Source organism: Thermus sp. FJN-A (assembly GCF_054655095.1).
This window is the reverse complement of sequence record NZ_BAAHSC010000174.1, coordinates 168,616-192,425: the sequence shown is the minus strand read 5'-3', so window position 1 is coordinate 192,425 and position 23,810 is coordinate 168,616. Positions and strand designations below refer to the sequence as shown.

At 68.8% G+C, this 23,810-nt stretch carries 24 protein-coding genes and 1 riboswitch; of the genes, 11 read left to right on the top strand and 13 right to left on the bottom strand.

The annotated features are described in order from the left end of the window. Nucleotides 1-245: 245 nt before the first annotated feature. From ACYQ0J_RS06525 to asnS, 4 genes are all read right to left on the bottom strand, one after another. Nucleotides 246-1,559, bottom strand: coding sequence for a TRAP transporter large permease (locus ACYQ0J_RS06525; protein ID WP_460171362.1), 1,314 nt, complete (start codon nt 1,557-1,559; stop codon nt 246-248). Then, nucleotides 1,549-2,070, bottom strand: a complete 522-nt coding sequence (locus ACYQ0J_RS06520; RefSeq protein ID WP_460171361.1) for a TRAP transporter small permease subunit — start codon at nt 2,068-2,070, stop codon at nt 1,549-1,551. The genes ACYQ0J_RS06525 and ACYQ0J_RS06520 overlap by 11 nt, the downstream gene beginning before the upstream one ends. A gap of 10 nt (nt 2,071-2,080) precedes the next feature. Beyond that, nucleotides 2,081-3,163 carry a TRAP transporter substrate-binding protein DctP gene (gene dctP, locus ACYQ0J_RS06515; protein ID WP_460171360.1) on the bottom strand — a complete coding sequence of 361 codons (1,083 nt, stop codon included), beginning with the start codon at nt 3,161-3,163 and terminating at the stop codon, nt 2,081-2,083. A gap of 159 nt (nt 3,164-3,322) precedes the next feature. Then, nucleotides 3,323-4,639 (bottom strand): asparagine--tRNA ligase, encoded by a 1,317-nt coding sequence (asnS, locus tag ACYQ0J_RS06510; protein WP_460171359.1) that lies wholly within the window; start codon nt 4,637-4,639, stop codon nt 3,323-3,325. A 108-nt stretch (nt 4,640-4,747) separates the two neighbouring features. Between asnS and ACYQ0J_RS06505 the strand changes: the two genes are divergently transcribed. Genes ACYQ0J_RS06505 through ACYQ0J_RS06490 form a run of 4 tightly spaced genes read left to right on the top strand, consistent with a single transcriptional unit; the run spans nt 4,748 to nt 7,890 of the window. Continuing rightward, the gene (locus ACYQ0J_RS06505; protein WP_460171358.1) at nt 4,748-5,359 is read left to right on the top strand and encodes a hypothetical protein; all 612 of its coding nucleotides are present in this window, start codon (nt 4,748-4,750) and stop codon (nt 5,357-5,359) included. A 56-nt stretch (nt 5,360-5,415) separates the two neighbouring features. Next, a complete protein-coding gene (locus ACYQ0J_RS06500) occupies nt 5,416-6,078 on the top strand; it encodes a response regulator transcription factor (RefSeq protein ID WP_460171357.1) in 663 nt (220 codons plus the stop codon). A gap of 13 nt (nt 6,079-6,091) precedes the next feature. Then, complete coding sequence (locus ACYQ0J_RS06495; RefSeq protein WP_460171356.1) at nt 6,092-7,273, top strand: HAMP domain-containing sensor histidine kinase; 1,182 nt, start codon at nt 6,092-6,094, stop codon at nt 7,271-7,273. Next, nucleotides 7,270-7,890: a hypothetical protein gene (locus ACYQ0J_RS06490; protein ID WP_460171355.1), complete on the top strand. Its 621-nt coding sequence runs from the start codon at nt 7,270-7,272 to the stop codon at nt 7,888-7,890. Before ACYQ0J_RS06495 ends, ACYQ0J_RS06490 begins: the two co-directional genes overlap by 4 nt. Here the strand turns inward: ACYQ0J_RS06490 and ACYQ0J_RS06485 are convergent. From ACYQ0J_RS06485 to hisS, 4 genes are read right to left on the bottom strand one after another with little or no spacing between them, the layout of a single operon-like run. Beyond that, on the bottom strand, nt 7,887-8,708 hold the full coding sequence (locus ACYQ0J_RS06485; RefSeq protein WP_460171354.1) for an HAD family hydrolase: 822 nt from the start codon (nt 8,706-8,708) through the stop codon (nt 7,887-7,889). The genes ACYQ0J_RS06490 and ACYQ0J_RS06485 overlap by 4 nt on opposite strands. Further along, on the bottom strand, nt 8,709-9,602 hold the full coding sequence (locus tag ACYQ0J_RS06480) for a PhzF family phenazine biosynthesis protein (RefSeq protein ID WP_460171353.1): 894 nt from the start codon (nt 9,600-9,602) through the stop codon (nt 8,709-8,711). Further along, complete coding sequence (aspS, locus tag ACYQ0J_RS06475; RefSeq protein WP_460171352.1) at nt 9,595-11,340, bottom strand: aspartate--tRNA ligase; 1,746 nt, start codon at nt 11,338-11,340, stop codon at nt 9,595-9,597. The genes ACYQ0J_RS06480 and aspS overlap by 8 nt, the downstream gene beginning before the upstream one ends. Before the next feature lie 24 nt (nt 11,341-11,364). Continuing rightward, nucleotides 11,365-12,621 carry a histidine--tRNA ligase gene (gene hisS / locus ACYQ0J_RS06470; protein ID WP_460171351.1) on the bottom strand — a complete coding sequence of 419 codons (1,257 nt, stop codon included), beginning with the start codon at nt 12,619-12,621 and terminating at the stop codon, nt 11,365-11,367. A gap of 31 nt (nt 12,622-12,652) precedes the next feature. Here hisS and ACYQ0J_RS06465 point away from each other — a divergent pair, with 31 nt between their 5' ends. Beyond that, nucleotides 12,653-12,988 carry a hypothetical protein gene (locus ACYQ0J_RS06465; protein ID WP_460171350.1) on the top strand — a complete coding sequence of 112 codons (336 nt, stop codon included), beginning with the start codon at nt 12,653-12,655 and terminating at the stop codon, nt 12,986-12,988. Between the two features lie 471 nt (nt 12,989-13,459). On the opposite strand, the gene ACYQ0J_RS06460 is transcribed toward ACYQ0J_RS06465, so the two are convergent. The 5 genes from ACYQ0J_RS06460 to ACYQ0J_RS06440 all read right to left on the bottom strand — a co-directional run bounded on the left by ACYQ0J_RS06460 (nt 13,460) and on the right by ACYQ0J_RS06440 (nt 17,393). After that, on the bottom strand, nt 13,460-14,452 hold the full coding sequence (locus ACYQ0J_RS06460; RefSeq protein ID WP_460171349.1) for an ABC transporter ATP-binding protein: 993 nt from the start codon (nt 14,450-14,452) through the stop codon (nt 13,460-13,462). After that, complete coding sequence (gene modB, locus ACYQ0J_RS06455) at nt 14,431-15,108, bottom strand: molybdate ABC transporter permease subunit (protein WP_460171348.1); 678 nt, start codon at nt 15,106-15,108, stop codon at nt 14,431-14,433. Before modB ends, ACYQ0J_RS06460 begins: the two co-directional genes overlap by 22 nt. Nucleotides 15,109-15,208: 100 nt before the next feature. Next, the gene (gene modA / locus ACYQ0J_RS06450) at nt 15,209-16,072 is read right to left on the bottom strand and encodes a molybdate ABC transporter substrate-binding protein (protein WP_460171347.1); all 864 of its coding nucleotides are present in this window, start codon (nt 16,070-16,072) and stop codon (nt 15,209-15,211) included. Then, nucleotides 16,063-16,187, bottom strand: a riboswitch (molybdenum cofactor riboswitch). It overlaps the preceding gene by 10 nt. Before the next feature lie 223 nt (nt 16,188-16,410). Then, the gene (locus ACYQ0J_RS06445; RefSeq protein ID WP_460171346.1) at nt 16,411-17,028 is read right to left on the bottom strand and encodes a uracil-DNA glycosylase; all 618 of its coding nucleotides are present in this window, start codon (nt 17,026-17,028) and stop codon (nt 16,411-16,413) included. Further along, entirely contained in the window at nt 17,025-17,393 is a 369-nt protein-coding gene (locus ACYQ0J_RS06440) for a hypothetical protein (protein ID WP_460171345.1), read from the bottom strand. The genes ACYQ0J_RS06445 and ACYQ0J_RS06440 overlap by 4 nt, the downstream gene beginning before the upstream one ends. Before the next feature lie 80 nt (nt 17,394-17,473). Between ACYQ0J_RS06440 and ACYQ0J_RS06435 the strand changes: the two genes are divergently transcribed. The 6 genes from ACYQ0J_RS06435 to ACYQ0J_RS06410 are packed head-to-tail and all read left to right on the top strand — an operon-like array spanning nt 17,474 to nt 23,810. Further along, nucleotides 17,474-18,553: a hypothetical protein gene (locus ACYQ0J_RS06435; protein ID WP_460171344.1), complete on the top strand. Its 1,080-nt coding sequence runs from the start codon at nt 17,474-17,476 to the stop codon at nt 18,551-18,553. A 4-nt stretch (nt 18,554-18,557) separates the two neighbouring features. Continuing rightward, nucleotides 18,558-19,154, top strand: a complete 597-nt coding sequence (locus tag ACYQ0J_RS06430; RefSeq protein WP_460171343.1) for a hypothetical protein — start codon at nt 18,558-18,560, stop codon at nt 19,152-19,154. Nucleotides 19,155-19,161: 7 nt separating this feature from the next. After that, the gene (hisD, locus tag ACYQ0J_RS06425; protein WP_460171342.1) at nt 19,162-20,400 is read left to right on the top strand and encodes a histidinol dehydrogenase; all 1,239 of its coding nucleotides are present in this window, start codon (nt 19,162-19,164) and stop codon (nt 20,398-20,400) included. Beyond that, entirely contained in the window at nt 20,397-21,194 is a 798-nt protein-coding gene (locus tag ACYQ0J_RS06420; RefSeq protein WP_460171341.1) for an ABC transporter substrate-binding protein, read from the top strand. Before hisD ends, ACYQ0J_RS06420 begins: the two co-directional genes overlap by 4 nt. Nucleotides 21,195-21,229: 35 nt before the next feature. Further along, nucleotides 21,230-22,624, top strand: coding sequence for a S8 family peptidase (locus ACYQ0J_RS06415; protein WP_460171340.1), 1,395 nt, complete (start codon nt 21,230-21,232; stop codon nt 22,622-22,624). 34 nt (nt 22,625-22,658) lie between these two features. Beyond that, entirely contained in the window at nt 22,659-23,810 is a 1,152-nt protein-coding gene (locus ACYQ0J_RS06410; protein WP_460171339.1) for an LCP family protein, read from the top strand.

Below are 23,810 nucleotides of genomic sequence, written 5' to 3'. Positions count from 1 at the left end.
TTCCGCCAGGGCCTTTTAGAACCTCGTGCCTGGGACGGCATATGGACTATCAGGAGCGCCGCCGAGTAGCTTTCGGAGAGGCTCCCGGCGGGCTTGAAGCTGGGTGAAGCGGCTGAGCTTTGCCCCCCTTGCCTGCCTGCAAACCCAGCCGGACCTGCTTCGGGGCCACACCCTGTTCCGGTGATGGTTTGGGGGATGCTAGGGGAATGGTTCAGGGGGCGCTCTTATGAGGCGTGGGCCTGCTCTCACTTGCCGTAGACCAGGCTAGGTAACCAGGTGGCTAGGCCTGGGAAAAGTATGAGGATAACGAGCCCTGTGAGTTGTAGAAGCAAAAAAGGGATGGCCGCCCGATAGATGGTGCCCATGGGAATCTGGGGGGCCACCCCACGCACATAGAAGAGGGCATAGCCAAAGGGAGGGGAGAGAAAGGAAAGCTGCATGTTAACCAGATACAGGACCCCAAACCATAGGGGGTCAAAACCCAGGTCCCGGATAATGGGCACAAAGACCGGTACGGCTAAGAGGAGAATGCCCACCCAATCTAGGAACATTCCCAGGACAATGAGGATGACCTGCATAAGAATGAGGATGCCCCAAGGGGAAAGACCCGTGCCTAGAAGGAGTTCGCTGATGTACCTGTCCCCTCCCTGCGCTACATAGAAGGCCACAAAGGCGTTAGCTCCGAAGATAATCCAAAGGACCATGGCGGTGGCCTTGGCGGTTTGCTCGAGGGCCAAGCGGAGGTTGTACCAGGTTAGCTTGCGGTGCAAGGCGGCTACCAATAGAGCCCCGAAGGCCCCTACCGCTGCAGCTTCTGTGGGCGCAGCAAGGCCTAGGAAGATGGTTCCGAGGACTAGGAAGATGAGGAAGAGAGGAGCCCAGATGGTTCGTAACGCCCGCCATCTTTCTTCCCAAGAGGGGGCTTCTTCCTTGGGGATCCGGGGAGCGCTTTGGGGATAAAGGAGGGCGTAGACTATGGAGAAGACCATGTAAAGACCAGAGAGGACTAACCCGGGAAGGACGGAGCCAAGGTAAAGCTCTCCCACGGACTGGTTGGCCACGAGGCCGTAGATGATGGCCAGGACACTGGGTGGGATAAGGATACCCAGGGTTCCCCCGGCCATTACCGTACCTGCGGCTAGCACAGGGCTGTAGCCCCGGCGTAGCATGGAGGGTAGCGCCACCAGGGCCATGGTCACTACCGCAGCTCCAATCACTCCCACCATGGCGGCAAGAACGGTGGAGGCCGCCACCGTAGCCACAGCCAGACCACCTGGCACCCGCCCTAGCCACTTGTAGGCCACGTCAAAGATCTCTTCAATGAGCCCAGACTTTTCCAGCATGGAGGCCATAAAGATGAAGAGGGGGATGGCTGCCAGCAAGTACTGGGTCATGTTGTTCCACATGCGTTGGGGGACCAGGGCTAGAGCATCGGGGGTCCAAAGCCAGGCGATGAAGCCAACGGCCAGACCTCCAATCAGGAAAGCGAGGGGATAGCCCGTGAGGAGAAGGAGGAAAAGGCTGCCGAACATCAACCAGGTTAAGATCTCAACGGGCACGATCTTCCTCCTTTCCCAAGAGCACCATCAGGTCCCGGATAGCGTTAGCCAGGCCTTGGAGCAGAAGCAGCGCTGCCCCAAGGGGAATGGCTAGCTTAAAGGGGAAGAGGGGTATGGCTTGGTTGGCCAGGGAGAACTCCCGGTTTTGCCAGGAGGTCCAAAAGAACTGCCAACCGTAGACAAGAAGGGTGCCGGAGAAAAGGGCAAGAAACGCAAAGCCAAACAGGTTTACCCATGCCCTCCCCTTGACAGAGAAGCGGGCGTAGAAGACGTCTACCCCCACGTGGGCCTTTTCCTTAAGGGCATAAGCCCCGGAAAGCGCATAGAGTAAACCAAAAAGCAAGGTGGAGATCTCGTGCGCCCACTGTGTGGGAGCATTGAAGAAGTACCGCCGTACCACCTCTACGGTGAGAATGAGCACCGCCGCCAGGGTAAGCCAAGCGGCCGCGCGGCCTGACCACAAGCTGAGAGCCTCTACCAAGGCTAGGAAGCGTTGGAGTACCTGCCCCACGTTGGCGCTCCTAGAGGCTAAGACCCCGGATATCCGCGTCGCTGACGTAGCCCAGGGCTTTCATGTACTCCAGCTGCGTGGAGAAAGCCTGGCGAGAATACTTGTCCTGCTTGGCCCACTTGAACCAGATGGGGATGGCCACGCGCCGGAATTTGCGCACGTCCACAGTGGTGAGGCGGATGATCTGCACCCCAGCTGCTTTGTATTTGGGCCAGGCTTCAAGGTTAGCCTTCTGGATGCCGGCGTAGTGGAGCCAGCTCCAATCGTGCACCGCCGCCTCAAACCGCTCCTGCAGGTTTCGGGGCAGGGCCCGCCAGCGGGAAAGGTTGAGGGTGATGTCTGCCAGGTCCACAGGTTGGTGGATGCAGGGGGTCTCGGGTGGCCCCATGATGATGTATTTGGTCACCTGGTGGAAGCCCAGGTTGTAGTTCACTGCTGGGCCCACGAAGTCGGCAGCGTCAATCACCCCGCGTTCCAGAGCAGGGTAGACCTCGCCCCCGGGTAGGAGGACAGTAGCAGCCCCGGCGGCAGCGAAAATCTCAGCGATCATCCCCCCCGGTACCCGGAGCTTCACCCCCTTGAAGTCCTCGAAGCTCTTGATGGGCTTCTTGGCGTGAATGAGGTTGTAGTCGTGCTGCACGGGGCCCACGTAGAAAAGCCCTTGCTCCTCAAAGGCCTTACGGGCCAGGTCCAGGCCCCCTAGGGCGTAGTACCAGGTTTCCCACTGGTCGGGCCGGTCCAAACCCAGGGGGTAGGAAGAAAGGAAGGCGGTGACCGGCATCCGCCCCGCCCAGTAAAGGGTGAAGGGGTGCATCCCGTCCAGGACCCCAGCTTTCACCGCGTCAAACATGTCAAAGGTGCCCACCACCGCTCCGGCGGGGAAGGTCTGAATCTCTATTTGCCCATCGGTGAGTTCCTTGACCCGCTCGGCAAACTTTTGGAACAGGGTGTAACCCACGGTGCCTGCGTCCCAAGCGGACTGGATGCGCCAACGGAACTTGGGGGCCTGGGCGATGGCCAGAGGACTAAACGCTGCGCTAGCCGCTACACCAGCAACCATCCTGCGGATAAAGTTTCTCCGGTTCTCCTTCATGGCCTTCCTCCCGTGAGGTATGGAAAGATGCCGTCAACTCCAGACGCCAGAGTGAGGTTATTCTGACGGGCCTATGAGAACATAGGAGGTGCCACCTTGTCAAGACTAGGTGGCACCGTCCCTAATAGGCGAACCGGAGAAGATACACGGAGGGGTGTATTACGGGCGCATCCGGGTGTACATCCGGGGGAAGGGGATGGCCTCCCGCACGTGGGGAAGCCCGCAGATCCAGGCCACGGTGCGCTCCAGGCCGAGGCCGAAGCCCGAGTGGGGCACGCTCCCGAAGCGGCGGAGGTCCAGGTACCACTCGTAGACCTCCTCGGGGAGGCCGAAGTCCCGGATCCTCTGCCGGAGGAGGTTCAGGTCGTGGATCCTTTGGCTGCCCCCGATGATCTCCCCGTAGCCCTCGGGGGCGAGGAGATCATCGTTCAGGACGAGCTCGGGGTCTGAGGGGTCCGGCTCCATGTAGAAGGCCTTGATCCGGGCCGGGTAGCGCTCCACGAAGACGGGGCGGTCAAACTGGCGGCTCAGGGCCGCCTCGTGGGGGGCGCCGAAGTCCTCCCCGTAGGGGAGGGGAGGTACCTCGGGGTCTTCCTGGGCGATGCGGTTCACCAAGGCCACCGCCTCCCGGTAGGTGAGCCTTGGGTAGTTCCCTTCCGCCGCGGGCTCCAAGGCCTTTGGGTCCCGCTCCAGCATCTCCAGCTCCCGGGGGCGCCTCTCCAGCACCCGGCCCACCAGGTAGCGCAAGAGTTCCTCCTGCAGGGCCATGTTCTCCTCGTGGGTCATGAAGGCCACCTCGGGCTCCACCATCCAGAACTCCAGGAGGTGGCGCCTGGTCTTGCTCCTTTCCGCGCGGAAGGTGGGGCCAAAGGTGTAGACCTTCCCGAAGGCCAGGGCCCCCGCCTCCGCGTAGAGCTGGCCGGACTGGGAGAGGTAGGCCTTTTCCCCGTCAAAGAGGTCCACTTCGAAGAGGTCGGTGGTCCCCTCCACCGCGCTCGGGGTGAGGATGGGGGCATCGAAGCGGAGGAAGCCCCGCTCCCCGAAAAAGTCGTGGATGGCCCTTTCCACCTCGTCCCGGATGCGCATCACCGCGAAGGGGCGGCGGTGGCGGAGCCAGAGGTGGCGGTGGTCCATGAGAAAGTCTATGCCGTGCTCCTTGGGGCCGATGGGGTACTCCCCGTGGGGGCGGCTCACCACCTCCAGGTTCCGCAAGGCGAGCTCAAACCCCCCGGGAGCCCGCTCGTCCCGGCGCACCACCCCCCAGGCCCTGAGGGCGGTTTCCTGGGGCAGGCGGTCCGCCTCCTGGAAGACCTCCTCCGGCACCTCCCCCTTGACCACCGTGGCCTGGAGGAAGCCGGTGCCGTCCCGGAGGATGAGGAAGTGGATCTTGCCCTTGGAGCGCCTTTGGTAGAGCCAGCCCCGGATCTCCACCTCCTGGCCCACGTGGTTGGCGATCTCGCCAATGAAGGCTCGCATACCGCCTTCATCCTAAGGGAGGGGCGGGGCGTTTACCCCACGTTTACCCCAGGCCGCTACCTTGGGCTACGGGAGGTGATGGAGATGGCTAAACGGCTTTGGGTCGGGATGTTGGTGGTGGCCGCGTTGGCGCTGGCCCAAGGAAGTGCGCCTGGGGTGTTGGCCCAGGTGTACTTCAGGGGCCAGCTGGTGGCCCAGGGCTCCTTGGACCAGGTTTGGGCTGGCCAGGTGCAGGGGGCGGGGGAGGTGCGGCTTGCCTTGGAGGGGCAGGTCTACGCCTTTGCCTTGGCCGAGGCGGGGCGGACCCTGGGGGAGACCCGGGTGTGGCTCAACGGGGAGAAGGAGCGCCTCGCCCGGGTGGCGGCGGAGCTCCAGGCTGCCCTGAAAGGGGAAAAGGACGTGGCGCTCTTTCTGCGGGGCGACCGGGTGGTGGGCTTGGTGGAGGTGAACCCCAGGGCAAGGGTTTCCGCCGAGGGGGCCACCCGTGTGGTCCTCCTCGTGAACGGGGAGGAGCGCACCCTGGAAGTGCGGCATGCCGGCTCGGTTTTGGCCGAGGTCACGGTCCAGGTGGGAGGTGAGGCTCGGGGTCTCCTGGAGGTGGCCTGGGGAAGGGGGACTGAGGGCACGGCCCCGGGTAATGCCTCGGGCCGTAGCGGCGGGGAAGGCGGCGTTGGTGTCGGCCTGGGCATCGGGATCGGCATCGGCGCGGGCGGTAGGTGAGCCCGGCGTGAACGCGCCCCCCTTGAGAGGGGGGCGGGTCTTGCTATGGTGTATCCGTGCGGATCCTGCTGGTGGAGGACGAGCCCGACATCGGGGAGCCCCTGACCCTCTTCCTCGCCAAGGAGGGCTACGAGGTGGGCTGGGCCCGGAGCGTGGGGGAGGCGTGGGGGGCCTTTTTGGAGACCGAGCCCGATCTCCTCGTCCTGGACGTGATGCTCCCCGAGGGGGTGGACGCGGGGTTTCGGTTCGCCGACGCGGTCCGGGAAGGGGGGTACGCGGGCGGGATCCTCTTCCTCACCGCCCGGGACGGCTTGGAGGACCGGGTCTACGGCCTGGACCTGGGTGGGGACGACTACCTGGTGAAGCCCTTCGCCTTTGGGGAGCTGTTGGCCCGGGTCAGGGCCCTCCTGCGGCGGGGGGCCCAGCACAAGGCGAGGTGGTTCCGCCGTGGCCCTCTGGAGGTGGACCTGGTGGGGAAAAGGGCTTTTTGGCAGGGGAAAGAGGCGATCCTTTCGCCCACCGAGTTCCACCTCCTGGAGGTCTTCTGCCTGTATCCCCACCGGCTCTTCGGCACCGAGGAACTCGCCGACCGCCTGTTTCCGGGGCGGGAGTCCTCGCTCCGGCTGGTGCGGGTCTATGTGCATCGCCTGCGGAACAAGCTGGGTCCGGAGGTGGTCCGGACCGGGGCAGGGGGGTACGGCCTTGGGCTTTCGGACTAGGCTGCTTCTCGGCGTGGGCGTGGCCGTGGGCCTGGCGGCCTTGGCCCAGCTCGCCTTCGGGTACCTGGCCCTTCTCCGGGTACGGGAGGAGACGGTGCGGCGGGAACTCCTCCTTTTCGCCCAGACCCTCTACCAGGCCCTGGACCTGGAGGGGGCCCTGCCCAGCCTCCGGGCTGAAGGGCACGCCCTCCTCCTGCCCTTCGGCGAGGGGAGGGCCCGGCTTGTGAAGGAGGGGCGGGTGTACCTCCAGTACGGGGGGCTTTTCCCCGAGGAGGAGCCGGGGTGGGTTCGAAGCGGGTGGTCCCTTCCCGAGGGCTACACCCTGGAGGTGGCCTTGCCGGCGCCGGAGCTTGGATACGTTCTAGGGGCTAGCCTTTTCGCCTTTCCCTTGGCCCTCGCTCTCGCCTTGGGGACCACCTTTTTCCTGCTGCGGCGCCTCCTTGGGCCCCTTGCGGACCTGGCCCGGGCGGCGGAGGCCCTCTCCCAGGAACGGTTCCCCGCTCCTGTGCCCGTCCCTCCGGGGCGGGACGAGGTTTCCAGCCTGGCCGAAAGCTTCAACCGGATGGTTCGGGCGGTGCGGGGTTTCCTGGAGCGGGAGCGGACCTTCGCCCGCCACGCCGCCCACGAGCTAAGGACCCCGGTGGCGGCCCTTAAAGGGCAGCTGGAAGCCCTGGAGCGGGGGCTTCTTCCCTTGGAGCGGGTCCTTCCCCGGCTAAAGGCGCAGGTAGAGCGCCTCGAGGCCCTCCTGGAGGGCCTTTTGGCCCTGGCCAGGGGGGAGGTGGAGCGGGAGCAGGTGGCCCTGAGGGCCCTGGTCCAGGAGGTGGCCTCGGCGTGGCCGGGAGTGGTCCTCCGCCTGGAGGGGAAGGGGGTGGTGTTGGGGCCAAGGGAGCTCTTGCGCCGTGCCCTGGCCAACCTTCTGGAAAACGCCTTCACCCACGGGCGCCCGCCCGTGGAGGTCCGGCTTTGGGAGGAGGGGGCTTGGGTGGGGGTGGAGGTGCGGGACCATGGGCCCGGCGTGCCTCCCGGCTTGCTACCTCACCTCGGTACCCCCTTCCTGCGGTCCGCCCCCCGGGGCACCGGGCTAGGCCTGGCCTTGGTCCACCGTACCGTGGACGCGCTCGGGGGGCGGTTTTTCGCCGAGGATGCCCGCCCGGGGCTCCGCGTGGTTCTCCTCCTGCCCAAGGAGGGCCCATGAGGCACTGGCTGGTGGTCTGGGTGCTGGGAGGGTGGGCTTGGGCTCTGGACCTCCCGCCGCTTCCCCTGCCGCCGCTTCCCCCCATAGCCCCGCCTATAGAGACCCCGAAGCCCCCGCCTAGCCCGAAGCCGGGCTCCCAGGAAGCCCCCCAACGCTTCTACGGCCAGGTCACCTTGGCCGCAGGCCAGGTGCCCCTGGTTGCGGGCGTCCCCCTCCGGGGCAACTCACCCTGGCTCCCCCTCCTGGCGCCCGGGATGCTGGTGGAGGCCGAGGGGACCTGGCAGGGGGGAGGGTTTGTGGCCGAGGCCCTTCGGGTGGTGTTCCCGACCCGCTTTGCCTACTACCGAGGCCCCGGCCTGGCGGTGGGCCAGCGGGCTTACCCTGGGGTGGAGGTGTGGACGGTGGAGGAGGGGGGAGGGGTGCGGGTCTTTGCCCTGAGGGTGGCCCCGGAGGGGGGAGAGGTGCGCCTGGTGGCGTACTGGGACGGCCAGCGCCTCCAAGCCCTTCCGGCGGGCCTTTCCCCGCCAAGCCTTAGCCTGCCCCCGGGCTGGGTGGAGGTCCTCGGCGTCTACCGGGAGGGCCGGGTGCGTTGGGTCCAGTCCCGCCCCTTCCCCTAGACCCTCCCCAGGACTGCCTCCAGGGCCTCCGCCAGCCCGCAGGCTTCCACCGGGGCCACCACCTTTTGGGCGGCCTGGCGCACGGCGGGGGAGGCGTTGCCCATGGCGATGCCCAGGCCCACGGCTTGGATGAGCTCCAGGTCGTTCTCCCCGTCCCCCACCATGGCGCACTCCGCCAGGGTGAGGCCGTGGGCCTCGGCCACGAGGCGGGCGGCGGAGAGCTTGCTCACTCCCCGCTTGGTGAGGGAGACGAAGCGCACCCCGGGCATCTTGGGGCTTTCCGCCAGGTGGGCGGCAAGCCCTGGGGGCAGGCCGTCCAGGAAGCCGCCCAGGGGAGCCCCTGGCCCCGCCAGCACCTGGAGGCGCACCAGGGGGCTTTTGAGCCCGAGGAGGTCGGCCCCTTCCGCCTGAAGGCCCAAGAGCGCCTGGTGCGCCTGGATGAGGGGGCTATCCCCCTCCACGTAAAACCCCCCTTCCGCGGTGTAGCCCTCCAGGGGAAGCCCGAGCCGCCGGGCCAGGCGCACCGCCCCTTCCGCCGCCTCCCGGGGCAGGGCCTCCACCAGGAGGGGCCTGGCCGGGGGCTCGTGGGGGTCTTGGGTGAGGCGCAGGACCACCGCCCCGGACTCAAACACGTGGAGGCCCTCTGGGTCTAGCCTCCGGGCGTAGGCCAGGGTCTCCCCCCGCCCCGGCCTGCCGGTGATGAGGGAAAGGCGCACCCCCCGCGCCTGGAGGCCCGCCACCGCAGGCCAGACGCAGGGGGGCACCCCCTCTTTCCCCACCAGGGTCCCGTCCACGTCCACGAAGACGAGCCGCACCATTCAGAGCTCCCCCGTCTTCAGGATGGCCGCCTCCCCTCCGATCTGCACCGAGTAGGGCTGGCCCGAAGGGCTATACTCCACCACCACCTCCACCACCCCCGGGTTGCCCAGGCGGTGGCCCTGGTAGATGGTGAGGGCCACCCTCCCCTCCCGCCTGGGCACCACCCCGGACCGGGCCAGGAGGGCCCCCAAGGCGGCGTTGGCCGAGCCCGTGACCGGGTCCTCGGGGATGCCGAGGAGGGGGGCGAAGTCCCGGGCGTAAAAGCTCCGGGGGCCCATGGGGGCGTAGGCGTGCACGGTGGCCACCTCCAGCCTGCGGGAGAGTTCCGCCAGGAGGGGCATGTCCGGCTCCAGGGCATCCACCACCCCGGGGGCGATGAGGGGGACGAAGAGGCTCCAAAGCCCGGTGTAGGCGATGCCGTAGGGGAGCCCCCGGTGGAGGTAGCGCTCGTCGCCGCCCAGGGCCTCGAGGGCCTCCTTGAGGGCCTGGTAGGGGGGCAGGTCCCGGAACCGGGGGGCGGGCCCCCGCACCAGGGCCTTCTTGGGCTCCCCCCCCTCGTAGAGGATCTCCACGGGCAGGGCCTCGGTGGGGGTGTGGAGGAAAAGGCGGGCGGTGCCCTGGGGCGCCAGGCCCAGGCGCACCAAGGCCAGGCCCAGGGCCACCGCCGCGTGCCCCGAGAACTCCACCTCCCCGGAAGGGGTGAAGAAGCGCACCGCGAAGACGTTGCCCTGGCGCTCGGTGAGGAAGGCGGTCTCGGGCTCCGCCAGCCTCCGGGCCACCCCTTGCATCTCCGCCGGGCCCATGCCCCGGGCGTCCAAGACGATGGCCACCCGGTTCCCCGCCCCCGGGGTGGGGGCGAAGGCGTCCACGATCACGTAGGGGATCCTAGCCATGCCGGACCACCCTGAGGCCGAGCTCCAGAAGCTGCGCCTCGGAAACCGGGCTCGGGGCCCCGGTCAGGGGGTCCTTGCCCTCCTTGTTCTTGGGGAAGGCGATGACCTCCCGGATGGAGGGGCTTCCCGTCATCAGGGCCAAAAGCCGGTCCAGCCCCCAGGCGATGCCCCCGTGGGGCGGGGCGCCGTACTCCAGGGCCTCCAGGAAAAAGCCGAACTTCTCCCGCTGCTCCTCCTCGCCGATGCCCAGCACCCGGAACATCTTGGCCTGGAGGGCGGGGTCGTGGATGCGGATGGAACCCCCCCCTACCTCCACCCCGTTTAAGACCAGGTCGTAGGCCAGGGCCCGTACCCTTCCCGGGTCCTCCTCCAAAAGGGGCAGGTCCTCGGGGTGGGGGCTGGTGAAGGGGTGGTGCATGTAGGTCCAGGCCCCTTCCTCCTCGTCCCACTCCAGGAGGGGGAAGTCCACCACCCAGAGGAAGCGGAAGCCCTCCCGGGGAAGGGCGAGCATCTCCGCCAGCCTTAGCCGCACCTGGCCCAGGGCCCCGGCCGCCACCCGCTTGGGCCCCGCCACGAAGAGGAGGGTGTCCCCGGGGCCTGCCCCCGTGGCCTGAAGGAGGGCTTCCCGCACCGGCTCTAGAAACTTGGCCACCCCGCCCGAAAAGCCCCCTTCCTCCACCCGGGCCCAGGCCAGGCCCTTCGCCCCGTGGCGCTTGGCGAGCTCCTCCAGCTCGGCGATCTCCTTGCGGGAAAGGCCCTTGGGGGCCGCCAGGGCCTTGACCCTTTCCGCCTCGCGGAAGACCCCGAAGGCGCTTTCCCGGAAGAGGTGCCCTACCTCTTGGAGCTCGAGGCCAAAGCGGGTGTCGGGCTTGTCGGAGCCATAGCGCTCCAGGGCCTCTTGGTAGGTGAGCCTGGGGAAGGGGAGGGGGAGGTCCAGGCCCAGGGCCTCGCGGAACACGTGGGCCATGAGGCGCTCGTTGAGCGCCAAAACGTCCTCCACCTCCACGAAGCTCATCTCCAGGTCCATCTGGGTGAAGTCGGGCTGGCGGTCGGCCCTTAGGTCCTCGTCCCGGAAGCAGCGGGCGATCTGGAAGTAGCGGTCTAGCCCCGCCACCATCAGCATCTGCTTGAAAAGCTGGGGGGACTGGGGCAGGGCGTAAAAGAGGCCCGGCTCGTGGCGGTAGGGCACCAGGAAGTCCCGGGCCCCTTCCGGGGTGCTCTTGGTGAGGAAGGGGGTCTCCACCTGGATGAACCCCTCCCGGTCCAGGAAGTCCCAGATGGCCTTGATGACCCGGTGGCGCAGGCGGAGGTTTTCCTGCATCCTCTTCCGGCGCAGGTCCAGGTAGCGGTACTTGAGGCGGAGCTCCTCGCTCGCCTCCTTCTCCTCCTCCCCCCGCCAGCCCGCGTCCACGGGGAAAGGGGGGGTCTTGGCCTCGGCCAGGACCTCGAGGGCCTTTAGCTCCACCTCCACCTTTCCCGTGGGGAGGCGGGGGTTGGGCTCCGGGCGGAGGCGGACCACGCCCCGGGCGCGCACCACCCATTCCGAGCGGACCCTTTCCGCGATGGGGTAGGCGGGGCTATCCGGGTGGGCCAGAAGCTGCACGATCCCTTCCCGGTCCCTTAGGTCCAAAAAGATGAGCCCCCCCAGGTCCCGGCGGCGGTTGACCCAGCCCTCCAGGACCACCTCCTGCCCCACCTCTTCCTCCCGTAGACTCCCGGCGTAATGGGTGCGGCGCATAATCCCCTAAATCTTAACGGATTCTCACGAGAGGGCCGCGAGGAGGAAGCCCAGGGCCTCGGCCCGGGGCAGGCGCACCTGTTCCCCGGTGGCCAGGCGCTTGAGGGTGACCTCCCCCGTGCGGAGCTCGTCCGCCCCCAGGAAGCCCACGAAGAGGGCGTGGCGCTTCAGGGCCTCCTCCACCCCCTTCCCCGGCTTCTTGGGGGAGAGGGCGTACTCCGCCCGGATCCGGGGCCTCAGGGCCTCGGCCAGGTAGAAGGCCTCCGCCACCGCCTCCTCCTCCAGGGGGACGAGGTAGAGGTCCGGGCCCCTGGCCTCGGGCAGGGCGAACCCCTCGGCCTCGAGGGCCAGGGCCACCCGCTCCACCCCAAAGGCGAAGCCCACCCCGGGGACCCTGGGCCCCCCCAAAAGCTCGGAAAGCCCGTCGTACCGCCCCCCACCCCCCAGGGCCGACTGGGCCCCGATGGCCTCGTGGTGCACCTCGAAGGCGGTGCGCACGTAGTAGTCCAGCCCCCGCACCAAGGCCGGGTCCAGCTCGTAGGGGACGGAGAGCCTCTCCAGGTGGCGCTCCACCTCCCGGAGGTGGGCCCTCGCCCCCTCCCCCAGGAAGTCCAGCATGGGCCTCACCCCGAGCTCCTTGAGGAGGGCCTGGTCCTTCTCGCTCTTGGAGTCCAGGATGCGCATGGGGTTGAGCTCCAGGCGCTCCTTAGAGTCCTCGGAGAGTTCCTCCCGATAAGGAAAGAGGACCTCCCGCAGGTAGGCGTTGTAGCGGGCCCGGTCCTCGGGGTCGCCCACGGAGGAGAGCTTCACGGTGAGGCGCCTTAGGCCTAGTTCCTTCAGGCTCTCGTGGAGGAGGACGAGGGCCTCGGCGTCCAGGATGGGGCTATCCGAGCCCAAGGCCTCGTAGTTCACCTGGTGGAACTGGCGGAAGCGCCCCTTCTGGGGGCGCTCGGCCCGGAACATGGGCCCCGCCATCCAGAGCCTCACGGGCTGGGGCCATACCTTCATCCCGTGCTCCAGGTAGGCCCGCACCATGGCCGCCGTGCCCTCGGGGCGCAGGGTGAGGGAGCGCCCCCCCCGGTCCTGGAAGGTGAACATCTCCTTGCGCACGATGTCCGTGGCCACCCCCACCCCTTTCTCAAACACCTGGGTCTCCTCAAACATGGGGGTGAGGAGTTCCAGGGCCCCGGCCGCCTCGAGGACCCGCCGGGCGGTGGCCACGATGTGCTGGTGAAGCCTGAGCTCTTGGCCAAAGAGGTCCTTCGTCCCCCGAACCGCCATACCTTCCCACTTTACCCCGTATACTCAGGACATGGCCGGGAAGGGCCTTGTGCGGGGGGTTCTCCTCCTCCTCTACCTCACCCTCACCCTCACCGCCTCCACCGGGGTGGCCCTGCAGATGTACCTCATGCGGGTGCAAAACCCCGGGCTAGGGGCCGACCTGTGCCGGGCGCCGGGGGAGACGGAGGAGGTGGACCACTCCCTCTTCTGCGGGATGCAGGTGGCCCCGGGCCTGGCCTTCACCGCCGGCCCCACCCCCCCCACGCTCCTGGAGACCCTCCGGCTCCGGCCCGCTCCCCGGCCCGGCTACGGGCTCTCCCTCGGGCAAAACCCCTCCCCCCGGGCCCCTCCCTTCGCCCCGGCCTAAAGGCGGCTTCGGCTTTAGAGCTTGGACGGAGGGAGGTGGTTTCCTTTGCAGGTGGTGGTGCACACGGGCGACGCGGCCCTGTACGCCCAGGCGTACGGGGCGCTGCGGCAAGCGGGTTTTTCCGTGCTTTGGAACGAGGGAGATGGCCTCGCCCTGGCGGGCCTGGACCGGCTGGAGCGGGGCCGGGTGGCCCTTTGGCCCACCTCGGGGGGGGTGCGGGCCTACGACCTCTTGGCCTACGCCTTCCTGACCCGCCGCGACGACCCCAAGACCCTCCCCGAGGGCCTTAGGGGGCGGTTTGGGGCCCGGCTTCTGCCGGGAGAGGTGGCGGTCCTTTTGGCCCTGGGGCGGGGGGTGCCCCCCGAACCCCGGTTCCTGGCCCGGCACCTCGGGGTGAACCGGGCCCAGGCCCGCTTCTTCCTCCGGGGGGTTTGGAACAAGTTCGGCCTTCCCTTGGGCCTTCTCCTGCGCCTAGCCCGGCATCAGGTGCAGGTAGCGGGGCTTGAGGACCACGCAGAGGGGGTTTCCGGGGCGGAGGTGGAGCCTTTCCTGCACGTGGCGGGGCAGGAGGATCTCCAGGCTCAAGGGCCCCCGGAAGAGGCCGCGGTAGGCCAGGCCCTCCGGGTGCAGGCGTTCTAGGTGGCCCTCGAGGACGTTCACGGAGGGCAGGGGGCGGTCGGGGCGGACCACCAGGACCTCCGCCGCCCGCACCCCGAGCCAGGCCGTCATCCCCGGCTTGGCCCAAGGGGGCAGGGGCAGGTGGAGGAAGACCCCTTCCCCCTCCACCCCGCCCTCCCGCACCCGCACGGGGAAGAGGTTCTCGTAGCCCAAGAGCCGGGCCACCTCCACCCGGGCGGGGGCGGCCAGCACCGCCTCCGGGGGGCCCTCCTGGAGCACCCCCCCTGGCCCCACCACCACCAGCCAGTCGGCCATGCCCGCCAGCACGGGGTCGTGGCTGGCCGCCAGGGCGGGGATCCCTTCCCGGCGCAGGAGGTGCACGAGCTCGGAGAGGACCTGGGCCTTGGTGAGGGGGTCCAGGGCGCTGGTGGGCTCGTCCAGGAGGAGGAGTTCGGGCCTCCGGGCCAGGGCCCGGGCCAGGGCCACCCGCTGCTTCTGCCCTCCGGAAAGCTGCCCCGGCCGCTTGTGGGCGTGGTCCTTAAGCCCGACCCGGGCCAGAAGCTCCAGGGCCCTGGCCTTCCGGTCCTTCCCGCGCAAGGGAAAGGCCACGTTCTCCCAGGCGGTCATGTGGGGGAAGAGGGCCAGGTCCTGGGGCAGGTAGCCCACGGGGCGTTTTTCCGGGGGAAGGCCGCCAAAGGGAGTACCCTCTGCGGGGAGGAGGCCCGCCAGGGCCCTGAGGAGGGTGGTCTTGCCCACCCCGCTCTCCCCCAGGAGGGCGGTGAAGCCCTCCACCCGGAAGCGGGCCTCCAGGGCGAGGGGCCGCCTTATGCGGTAGTGGACCTCCATGCCCGCGCCTTTCGTTCCAAAAGCCTCACCGCCCAGAGGAGGCCCACGCTGAGGAGGAGGAGGACCAGGGCGGCCTTAGAGGCCTCCGCAAAACGCAGGGCCTGCACCAGGTCGTAGATGTAGATGCTCACCATCTGGGTCTTTCCCGGGATGGACCCGCCCACCATGAGCACCACCCCGAACTCCCCCACGGTGTGGGCGAAGGCGAGGAGGGTGCCCGAGAGGAGGCCGGGCCAGACCAGGGGGAGGACCACCCGGGCCCAGATGCGGGCCCACGGGGCCCCCAGGGTGCGGGCCACCGCCAGGAGGTTGGGGTCCAGGCCCAGGAAGGCCTCCCGGTAGGCGGTGAGGGCGAAGGGGAGGCTGAAGAGCACGCTGGCGAAGACCAGGCCCTCCAGGCGGAAGGCCCAGGAGAGGCCGGTGAGCCTCAGCCAGGGTCCCTCGGGGCCCAGGAAGAGGAGGAGGTAGAAGCCCAAGACCGTGGGAGGGAGGACTAGGGGGAGGAGGAAGACGCTTTCCAGGAAGGCCTTCCCCCTGAACTCGCGAAAGGCGAGGAGCCAGGCCAGGGGAACGCCCAGGAGGAGGAGGAGGGCCGAGGAGAGGAGGGCCACCCGCAGGGTGAGTTCTAGGGCTACCCAGAATCCCGGCTCAGGCATCGCATGCCCCTCCTTGCTGACACCCTTGACGATCCGGAAACCCGCCGCACGGTCCTTTTACCGGGGCCCCCATGCTGGCTTGGGCCAGCACGGGGTGGCATCACTCCCCCGGCAGGAGGAAGCCGTAGCGCCTCAAGACCTCCCGGCCCTCCCGGCTCCCCACGAAGCGGTAGAAGGCCATCACCTCGGGCCTGGCCTTGCCCCTAAGCACCACGTAGTTCTGCTCCAGGCGCAGGTGGCTTTCCAAGGGGGCCACCCAGTAGACCCCGGGGCGGGAGAGGCTCTCGTGCACCGCCAGGGGCAGGGCGAGGACCCCCGCCCTCGAGGCCGCCAGGGCCAGCTGGGCCGTCTGGGAGATGTTTTCCCCGTAGACGAGGCTGAAGGAGGCCTTGCCCGCCTTGAGGGGGGAGGCGTCCCAGTAGGCCTCCACGCCCCGGTCCAGCCGTTCCCAGGGGATCTCCTCCCAGCGCAGGCGGGCGAAGTTGGGGATGGGGGCATCGGGGCGCCTTTTGAAGAGGCCGTAGTGCTCCAAGAGGGTGACGGCGGCCCGGCCGTAGGGGGCGTGCACGGGGTTGGCGATGGCGAGCTGGGTGACCTTGGGGTCCTTAAGGGCCTGGGGGCCCGGGTCCAGGCCGAGCCGCCGGTCCAGCCAGATGGCCATGCGCCCCACCGCGTAGAGGGCCCGGGTGCCGGGCTCGGCTAGACCCCGCTCCTCCAGGAGCCTGGGGTAGATGGCCTCCGCGGAGAAGTAGAGGTCGGCCTCGAGGCCCTGGGTGAGCTGGGTGTAGAACTTCCCCGAGGAGCCGAAGGAAAGCTGGACCCGGATCCCCGGGTTTTGCGCCTCAAACCGCTGGGCCAGCTCGGTGAGGGCGTACTGCAGGTCGGCGGCGGCCACCACCCGTACCTGGGCCTGGGCCCAGGCCGCGCCTAGAGCCAAAAAGATCACCCCAAGGAGCTTTTTCATCCTGACCTCCTTTGCGACCGCGGCAGGCAGCGGGGTTGCCCCCGCCACCCCGGGGCCCGTTGGCCCGGCCCGGAAGGCCCAGGGGGTCTATCCGGGCTCGGAGGCGGGACCACCTTACCACGGCCCTCCTTAAGGGCGCAAGCTTCCTCGTAAGCGCTCGCACCTTGGTTGCGCCATCTTCGGCCTGTTCCCGTGGGTCTGCCCTTTTGGGGCCCCCCACGAGGCGGAAGCCTCGGCGGGGCACGCATGCCCCCTCTCCCGCCCTGTGGCCCCGGCAATTCCGTACCAAGCCCTTTTGCCGGGGTCCCCAGGCTGGCGCAAGCCAGCCTGGGGCAGCGTTAGAAGAGGGGCTCCTGGCTCACCGCCTTCACCTGGCGCCCTTCCTTGGGGGGCAGGCTTTCCAGAACCCGTTTCACCTCCTGGATGTCCAGCCAGGTGAGGTGCTTGGGGCTTCCCGGGGCGCGGCTTGGGTTCCTGAGGAGGTAGGCGGGGTGGAACATGGGGAAGACCTTGATCCCGTGCCACTCGTGCCACTGCCCCCGCACCTTGGTGATGGCCACCTTTTCCCCCAGGAAGAACTCCGCGGCCACCGCCCCCAGGGGGACGATGATCTGGGGGGCGATGAGCTCTATCTGCTTCAGGAGCCACTTGTCCGTGCAGATCTTGGCCTCGTCGGGCAGGGGGGCCCGGTTTTGCGGGGGGCGGCACTTGACGATGTTTGTGATGTAGACCTCCTCCCGGGGGATCCCGGCGGCCTCCAGGATGCGGTTTAGAAGCTGCCCCGCCTTGCCCACGAAGGGGCGGCCCGTCTTGTCCTCCTCCTCGCCCGGCCCCTCGCCCACGATCATGAGCCTGGCGTCGGGGTGGCCTTCCCCAAAGACCACCTGGGTGCGCCCCTCCGCCAGGCGGCAGGCGGTGCAGGCCTGGGCCTGCGCTTGCAGAAGCTCCAGGGTCATTGCAGGGGTTTCCTCGCCTTCCGGGCTTCCCGGCGGATTTTGGGGTCCAGGCCGATCATGAGGAAGAAGTTCTCCAGGGCGTTCTCCTGGCCCTTGATCTCCGGGTGCAGGTCCTCCGGGGTGCCGGTGACGAAGGGCAGGGACTTGTAAAGCTCCAGGGCGTACTGCACCACGGCCTCAGGGCCTTCGGCCTCCGCCACCTCGGCCAGCTTGGCGTACACCTCCCGCCTGGCCTCGGCGTGGCGGCGGAAGACCTCCGGGTTCGGCGTTTCCGGGGCCCGGAGAACGTCCTGCTTGGCGATGCGGCGGTAGTGCTTAAGGCCGCGAACGATCTCCTCCGTGGTCAGCGTGATCTTGAACTCCATCCCCGCTCCTTTCCGGCCTTAGGGCCCATCCTTTGGCAGATTATAAGCCTCCTCACGGAGCGGTGCGTATACTTGGGGGGATGGAGGTTCTGGGCCACTATTGGTTGCGGCGCATTCTCGCTCGTATTGCAACCATTACCGTGTACGAAGGCCAGGACACCCGGACGGGGATGCCGGTCATGATCCTGAAGGGGGCGCAAGGCGCCCCCGTGCGGGGCGAGGGGCTTCTTTCCCCTTTGGAGGAAATCCCGGAGGCCTGGGTGCTGGAGTGGCCCATCGGGGCGGTGCCCCTGAGCCAGTACCTGGGGGTGGCCGACCTGGAGCGCCTGGGCCACTGGGTGCGGGAGATGGCCCAGCTTCTCCTAACCTTGGAGGCCCAAGGGGTGCGCCACGCTCCCCTTCCCGAGCTTTGCCTGGTCAAGGGCAAGCGGGTCTGGCTGGCGGGGGTGGGCGCCCAAGGCCTGGCCGGGGAGCCCGCCCGGGCCCTGGCCTCCCTGGCCCGGGCCCTGGCCGGGGAGCGCTTGGGGGACTCGCCCCTGCGGGAGGCGGTGGAGGCGGTGGAGGCCGGGAAGGGGGGCTTGGAGCTATTCCTGCGGGAGCCTAAGCCCGAAACCCCCGAGGAACCCGTTCCCCCGCCAGGCCAAGAGGCTGGGGAAGCGGGGGGGTTTTCCCCCCAGGAGGGGAGGAAGCGCCTGCCGGTGGAGCCCGTTCCCGAGGTGGAGGAGGCCCCGGGCCCGGCCCCGGAGAAGACCCCAAGCCACCCCCGGGTCATCCGCATTGAGGAGCGGGAAGAACCCCCGTTCCCCGTGGTGGAGCCCCCCCGGGACCGGGGGCTTAGGCGGGGCCTGTTGGGGCTTTTGCTGGGGGGGTTCCTCCTCGCCGCCCTGGGTTTCCTGGCCCTCCGTCCCCGGGAAAGCCCGCCGGAGGGCTACCCCATGGAGTTCCGCACCGACCCCCCCACGGAGCGGGCCGAGGTGATCCTGCTGGAGGTTCCCGAGGGCTCCCGGATGGTCCCGGGCCAGGTGCTCCTCACCGCCCCCGGGCGGGCGGAGTTTGACCAAAAAGGGGTGTACCGCCTGCGCATCCGGGTGCCCGGGAGGGATCCGGTGGACTACCTCCTGGAGGTGCCGGGGCCGCCCCTCACCATCAAGGTACGCTAGGGCCATGACCGAGCGTCCCGCCACCTACCTTTACCGCTACTTCTTCGCCGGGGAGCCCGCGGGCGAGGGGAGGCTGGAGGTGCGCCCCCAGGCCAGGGGGGTTAAGGCCACCCTGTCGGCCGAGGTGAGCCTCCCCCTGCCCAAGGTGCGCCAGCGCTGGCAGACGGAGACGGACGCCGAGGGGTTTTCCCTCTACTTCTCCGAGCGGGTGGAGGGGCGGGAGATCCGGCTGTTCACCGTGGAGCGCCTCGAGGCCGAGGGGGTGGTCCTGGTGACCCAGGGGAAGGAGAGCCTGGCCCTGCCCTTCCTCGCTCCCTACCACGACCCCCTTTCCCTCCTCCTGGCCTTGCCCAGGCTGGGGCTCCTGCCGGGGGAGGTGGCCCGGTTTCCCATGCCCGGGGGGCGGGTGTACGTGGAAAGGCTCGCCGATCTCGAGGTGGAAGGCCGCCTGCGCCTGCAGTACCGCCTCCGCCCCGGCCTGACCCTGGTCCAGCTGGAGGAGGGGATTCCCGTGCGCCTGGCGCAGCAGGTGGGAAGCCACGTGTTTGAGGCCCTTCTCCAGGGCGTGGAGGAGGTGAGGAGGCGCCGCCGCTGGGTATAGTGGAGGCATGATCTACCGCGCCGAGGAGGTGAGGGAGCGGTTCGCCCGCCGGGGGCTTGCCTTCGACCCTAAGGTGGAGGAGATCGTGCGGGGCATCCTCCAGGCGGTGCGGGAGGAGGGGGACGAGGCCCTGAACCGCCTGAGCCTGGACCTGGACGGCCACCCCGTGGAGGAGATCCCCAAGCGGGCCTGGCGCGAGGCCTACGAGGACCTGGACCCCCTGCTTCGCGATGCCCTGGAGACGGCCAAGGAGCGCATTGAGGCCTTCTACCGGGAGGAGGCCCGGGGGGGGTTTATCCGGGCGGACGAAAGCGGCCTCTTGGGCCAGCTGGTGCGGCCCCTGGCCCGGGTGGGGGTTTACGTGCCCGGGGGGAGCGCCCCTCTGCTCTCCAGCCTCCTCATGACCGTGGTCCCCGCCAAGGTGGCCGGGGTCGGGGAGGTCATCGTGGCGAGCCCCCCCAGGGTCCACCCCGGGGTCCTGGCCGCCGCCTGGGTGGCGGGGGCGGACCGGCTCTTCGCCATGGGCGGGGCTCAGGCCATCGCCGCCTTGGCCTACGGCACGGGGCGGGTGCCCCGGGTGGACAAGATCGTGGGCCCCGGCAACGCCTACGTGGTGGCGGCCAAGCGCCAGGTCTTCGGCACCGTGGGCATTGACGGCCTGGCGGGCCCCACGGAGACCCTCATCGTGGCCGACGGCTCCGCCTCCCCCAGGATCCTCGCCGCAGACCTTCTCGCCCAGGCGGAGCACGGGCCCGACTCCGAACCCTGGCTCCTCTCCCCGGACCGGGCCCTCTTGGAGCGGGTGGAGGCGGAGCTTTTCCGCCAGCTCCAGGACCTCCCCCGGGCCGAGATCGCCCGGCGGGCCCTGGAGAAGGGGGGGCTGGTCCACACCCAGGACCTGGAGGAGGCCTTTGCCCTCGCCAACCTCTACGCCCCCGAGCACCTCTGCCTGGCCCTGGCGGACCCGCTCCCGTGGCTGGGGAGGGTGGAGAACGCCGGGGGCGTCTTCCTGGGGGAGGGAAGCCCGGAGGCCTTGGGGGACTACATCGCCGGCCCCAGCCACGTGATGCCCACCTCGGGCACGGCCCGCTTCCAGGGGGGGCTTTCCCTGCGGGACTTCCTCAAGGTCATCCCGGTGATGGGCCTTTCGGAAGGGGCGGTTAAGGGGCTTGCGGCCAAGGGGGCGCTTTTGGCCCGGGCGGAGGGCCTCGAGGGCCACGCCCGCTCCCTGGACCTGAGGCGATGAGGCTCTTCCACGAACTCCTCGGCCCCCTGGAGCTTCCCGACCGCTTCCTTCGCCTGGTCTCCCTGGCCCCGAACCTCACGGACGCCCTCTTCGCCCTGGGGGTGGGGGACAGGCTCGTGGGCCGGAGCGCCTTCTGCCACCGCCCGGCGGAGGTGTTGGGCCTCCCCGTGGTGGCCTCTTACACCAAGACCCGGCTGGAGCTCCTGAGGAGCCTGAAGCCGGACCTCGTCCTCCTCTCCACCGGGGTCCAGCGGGAGCAGGCCCTCAGGCTCAGGGAGGAGGGTTTTCCCGTCTACGCCGTGCCCCTCCCCACCAGCCCCTACGGCATCCTGGAGAACCTTTCCACCCTGGGCCACCTCCTGGACCTGGAGGAAAGGGCCACCGCGCTGGCCCACGGGCTTGCGGAGCGCTACACCGCCCTCAGGGGCCGCTTCGCCCTCACCGTCTACTTTGAGATGGACCTGGGCGGCCCCGTCACCGTGGGCCGGGGGAGTTACATCGCCCAAGCCCTCCTGCACCTGGGCCTTAGGCCCATTTTCCTGGACGTGCCCCAGGCCTACTTCACGCCGGACCTGGAGGAGGTGAGGCGGAGGAGGCCCGACCTCTTCCTCTACGAGCCCAAGCCCTGGGGCAAAAACCCCCTGGAAAAGGCGAAGGCCCTGGCCGCCGAGCGGGGCTGGGACATGAAGGTGGCGGCCACGGACGGGGACGAGCTCGCCCACTACGGGCCCATGTTCTTCGGCTTTCTGGAAAAGCTTGCCCGCCGGGTGGAGGAAACCTTAGCCCAGGCTTAAGGCGGGGCCCGGCGAGGGGGCGTATAGTGAAGGCCATGAAGCGCCTGCTCTTTGGGGCCCTCTTCCTCGCCACGGCCCTCCTCCTCACCGCTTGCCCCCAGACCCCGCCGCCTCCATCGCCTTCCGCCTGCGCCCCGATTCCCCAGGACTTGGCCCCCCAAGGCCTTACGCCTGAGCCCCAGGGCATGGGCGACTTCTCGGCCCCCCACGTGCCGGGAGAGCTCCTGGTCCTCCCTGGCGGGATCACCCCTCAGGGCCTGGCCAGCCTTGTAGAGGGGATTGGACTCATAGGGAGGCTTCCCGGAGGCTTCGTTCACGTCCGGGTTTCCCCGGGCGAGGAAAGGAAGAAGGCTGAAGCCCTGCTCCGGGCCGGTGCCCGATGGGTCCAGCCCAACTATCTCTACTATCCCCTTTATGTGCCCAACGATCCCCTTTACCCTGCAAGTCTGCTGGATGCCTCGCGGCTCCAGCCCTACTACCAGGCCATCCGCCTCGAGGCGGCCTGGGATCGCCTGGGCGCCCTTCCCTGTACCCCGGTAGTGGCCGTTTTGGACACCGCTTTCAATCCGGCACACCCGGACCTCCAGACCAACCTGCTCCCGGGGCGGAACCTCACCCCGGACGGTCTGGACCCCGAGGATCTGAGTCCATCCCCGCCCCCCCAGGGGTCCGCCTATCAGTCTGGCGATGCCGACCACGGCCAAGGCGTGGCGGGCCTGGTGGCGGCCGTGGCCGACAACAACCGGGGTATTCCCGGCGTGGGCCTCAACTGGGTTAAGGTGCTACCGCTCAAAGTCTTCTATTGGGTGTCTGGCCAGTACTCGAGTTCCTCGGATGTGTTGGCCACCGCAATTCGTTACGCCGCTGACCATGGGGCAGCCATTGCGAACCTTAGCCTCGGCTCCCCGACACCCTTAGATGGAGTTGTCCAGCAGGCTCTCGGCTACGCCTTGTCCAAGGGAACCCTTTCCGTGGCCGCCTCGGGGAACGGAGGCACCGATGGCCTCTACTACCCGGCAGCCTACCCGGGGGTTTTGGCCGTGGGCTCCGCCAGGTTGGAGGGAACCCGCTCCGACTTTTCTAACTACTCCACCCAGCCGAAGGACCTGGTGCTAGCGGCGGCGGGGAATAGGAACTCGCCTGAAACCCTTTGGTCCTTGGCCCTAGGGAAAAACTACCCCTACTACCAGAGCCTGGGCGCCTACGCTAAGTGGGCTGGCACCTCTTTCGCTGCTCCCCAAGTAAGTGCTTTGGCAGCGCTCTACGTGGCCAAGTACTACGCCCGCTATGGTCAAGGGCCAAGCCCGGACCAGATCCGCTTCTGCCTCACCCACACCGCCACCAATGGGAGCAACTACGACCCCGAAACGGGCTTCGGCCTGGTCCGGGCTGACCGGGTGATGACGGACACCACCTACTGCTTCCCCTAATCCGCCTCACCCCGGAAGGGGTACACTGGCCCCCGTGCGCCGGGTGTGGCTGGCTCTCCTCCTCCTGGTCCTGGTGGCCCTGGGCTTTTGGCTCTACCCCCTTCTCGGCCCCTTGGTGCGGCACGGGGCCCTGCCCGCGCCGGGGGGGCTGAGGCAGCCCCTCACCCTTTTGGTGTACGGCTCGAGCCCCGAGTACGTGGGGTACCACAAAAGGGCCCCGGAGCGCTTCCGTGGCCTGGCGGACACCGTCCTCCTGGTGCGGCTGGACCCCGGGGCGGGCAGGGTGGTGGTCCTTTCCATCCCCCGGGACGTGTGGGTGAACCTCCCGGGCTACGGCTGGCACAAGGTGAACGCGGCAAGCCCCCTGGGGGGGCCGGAACTCATGCGGGAGGCGGTGCGGCGCATCACCGGCGTGGCGGCGGAGCGCTACCTGGTGGTGAGCACGGAGGCCCTGCGGAAGGGGGTGGACGCCCTCGGGGGGGTGCGGGTCTGCGTGGAGAAGCCCATGCGCTACCGGGACGCCGCCGCGGGGCTTTCCATAGACCTGGAGCCTGGGTGCCAGGTGCTAAACGGGGAGCAGGCGGAGGGCTACCTGCGCTTCCGCAAGGACGCCCTGGGGGACATCGGACGGGTGCAGCGGCAACAGGCCTTCTTCCACGCCCTGAAGGAAGAGCTCCTTTCCCCTGGGGGGCTTTTGCGCCTGCCCCGGGTGGTGGCGGCGGTGGAGCCCTACGTGCGGACGGACCTGACCCGGGAGGAGAAGGGGGAGGTCCTGGGCTTCGCCATGAAGCGGCCAGGCCTGGTGAGCCTCCTCTTGCCGGGCCGGTTCGGGGGCGGGGGGTGGAGCGTGGACCAGGAGGCGCTCCGGGAGCTTTTGGCCCTTTACTTCCACGGGGAGGGCGCCTTGGGAGAGGCGGAGCTAAAGGGGAGGCTTGTGGCCCTGGTCTTTGGGCCCGGGCAGGAGGCCCAGGCGGCGAGGGCTAGGGAAAGGCTCCAGGAGCTGGGCCTGAGGGTTATCCTCCACCCCGTGGACCTGGTTCCCGCCCGCACCGAGGTGCTGGAAAACGGGGTGGGGGCCCTGGCCCGGGCCCTGGGGGAGGCCCTGGGGGTGCCCTACCGCATCTCCGGGGAAGCGGTCCTGGGGGCGGACCTCACCTTGAGGCTTGGCGGGGACAAGGCCCTCTAG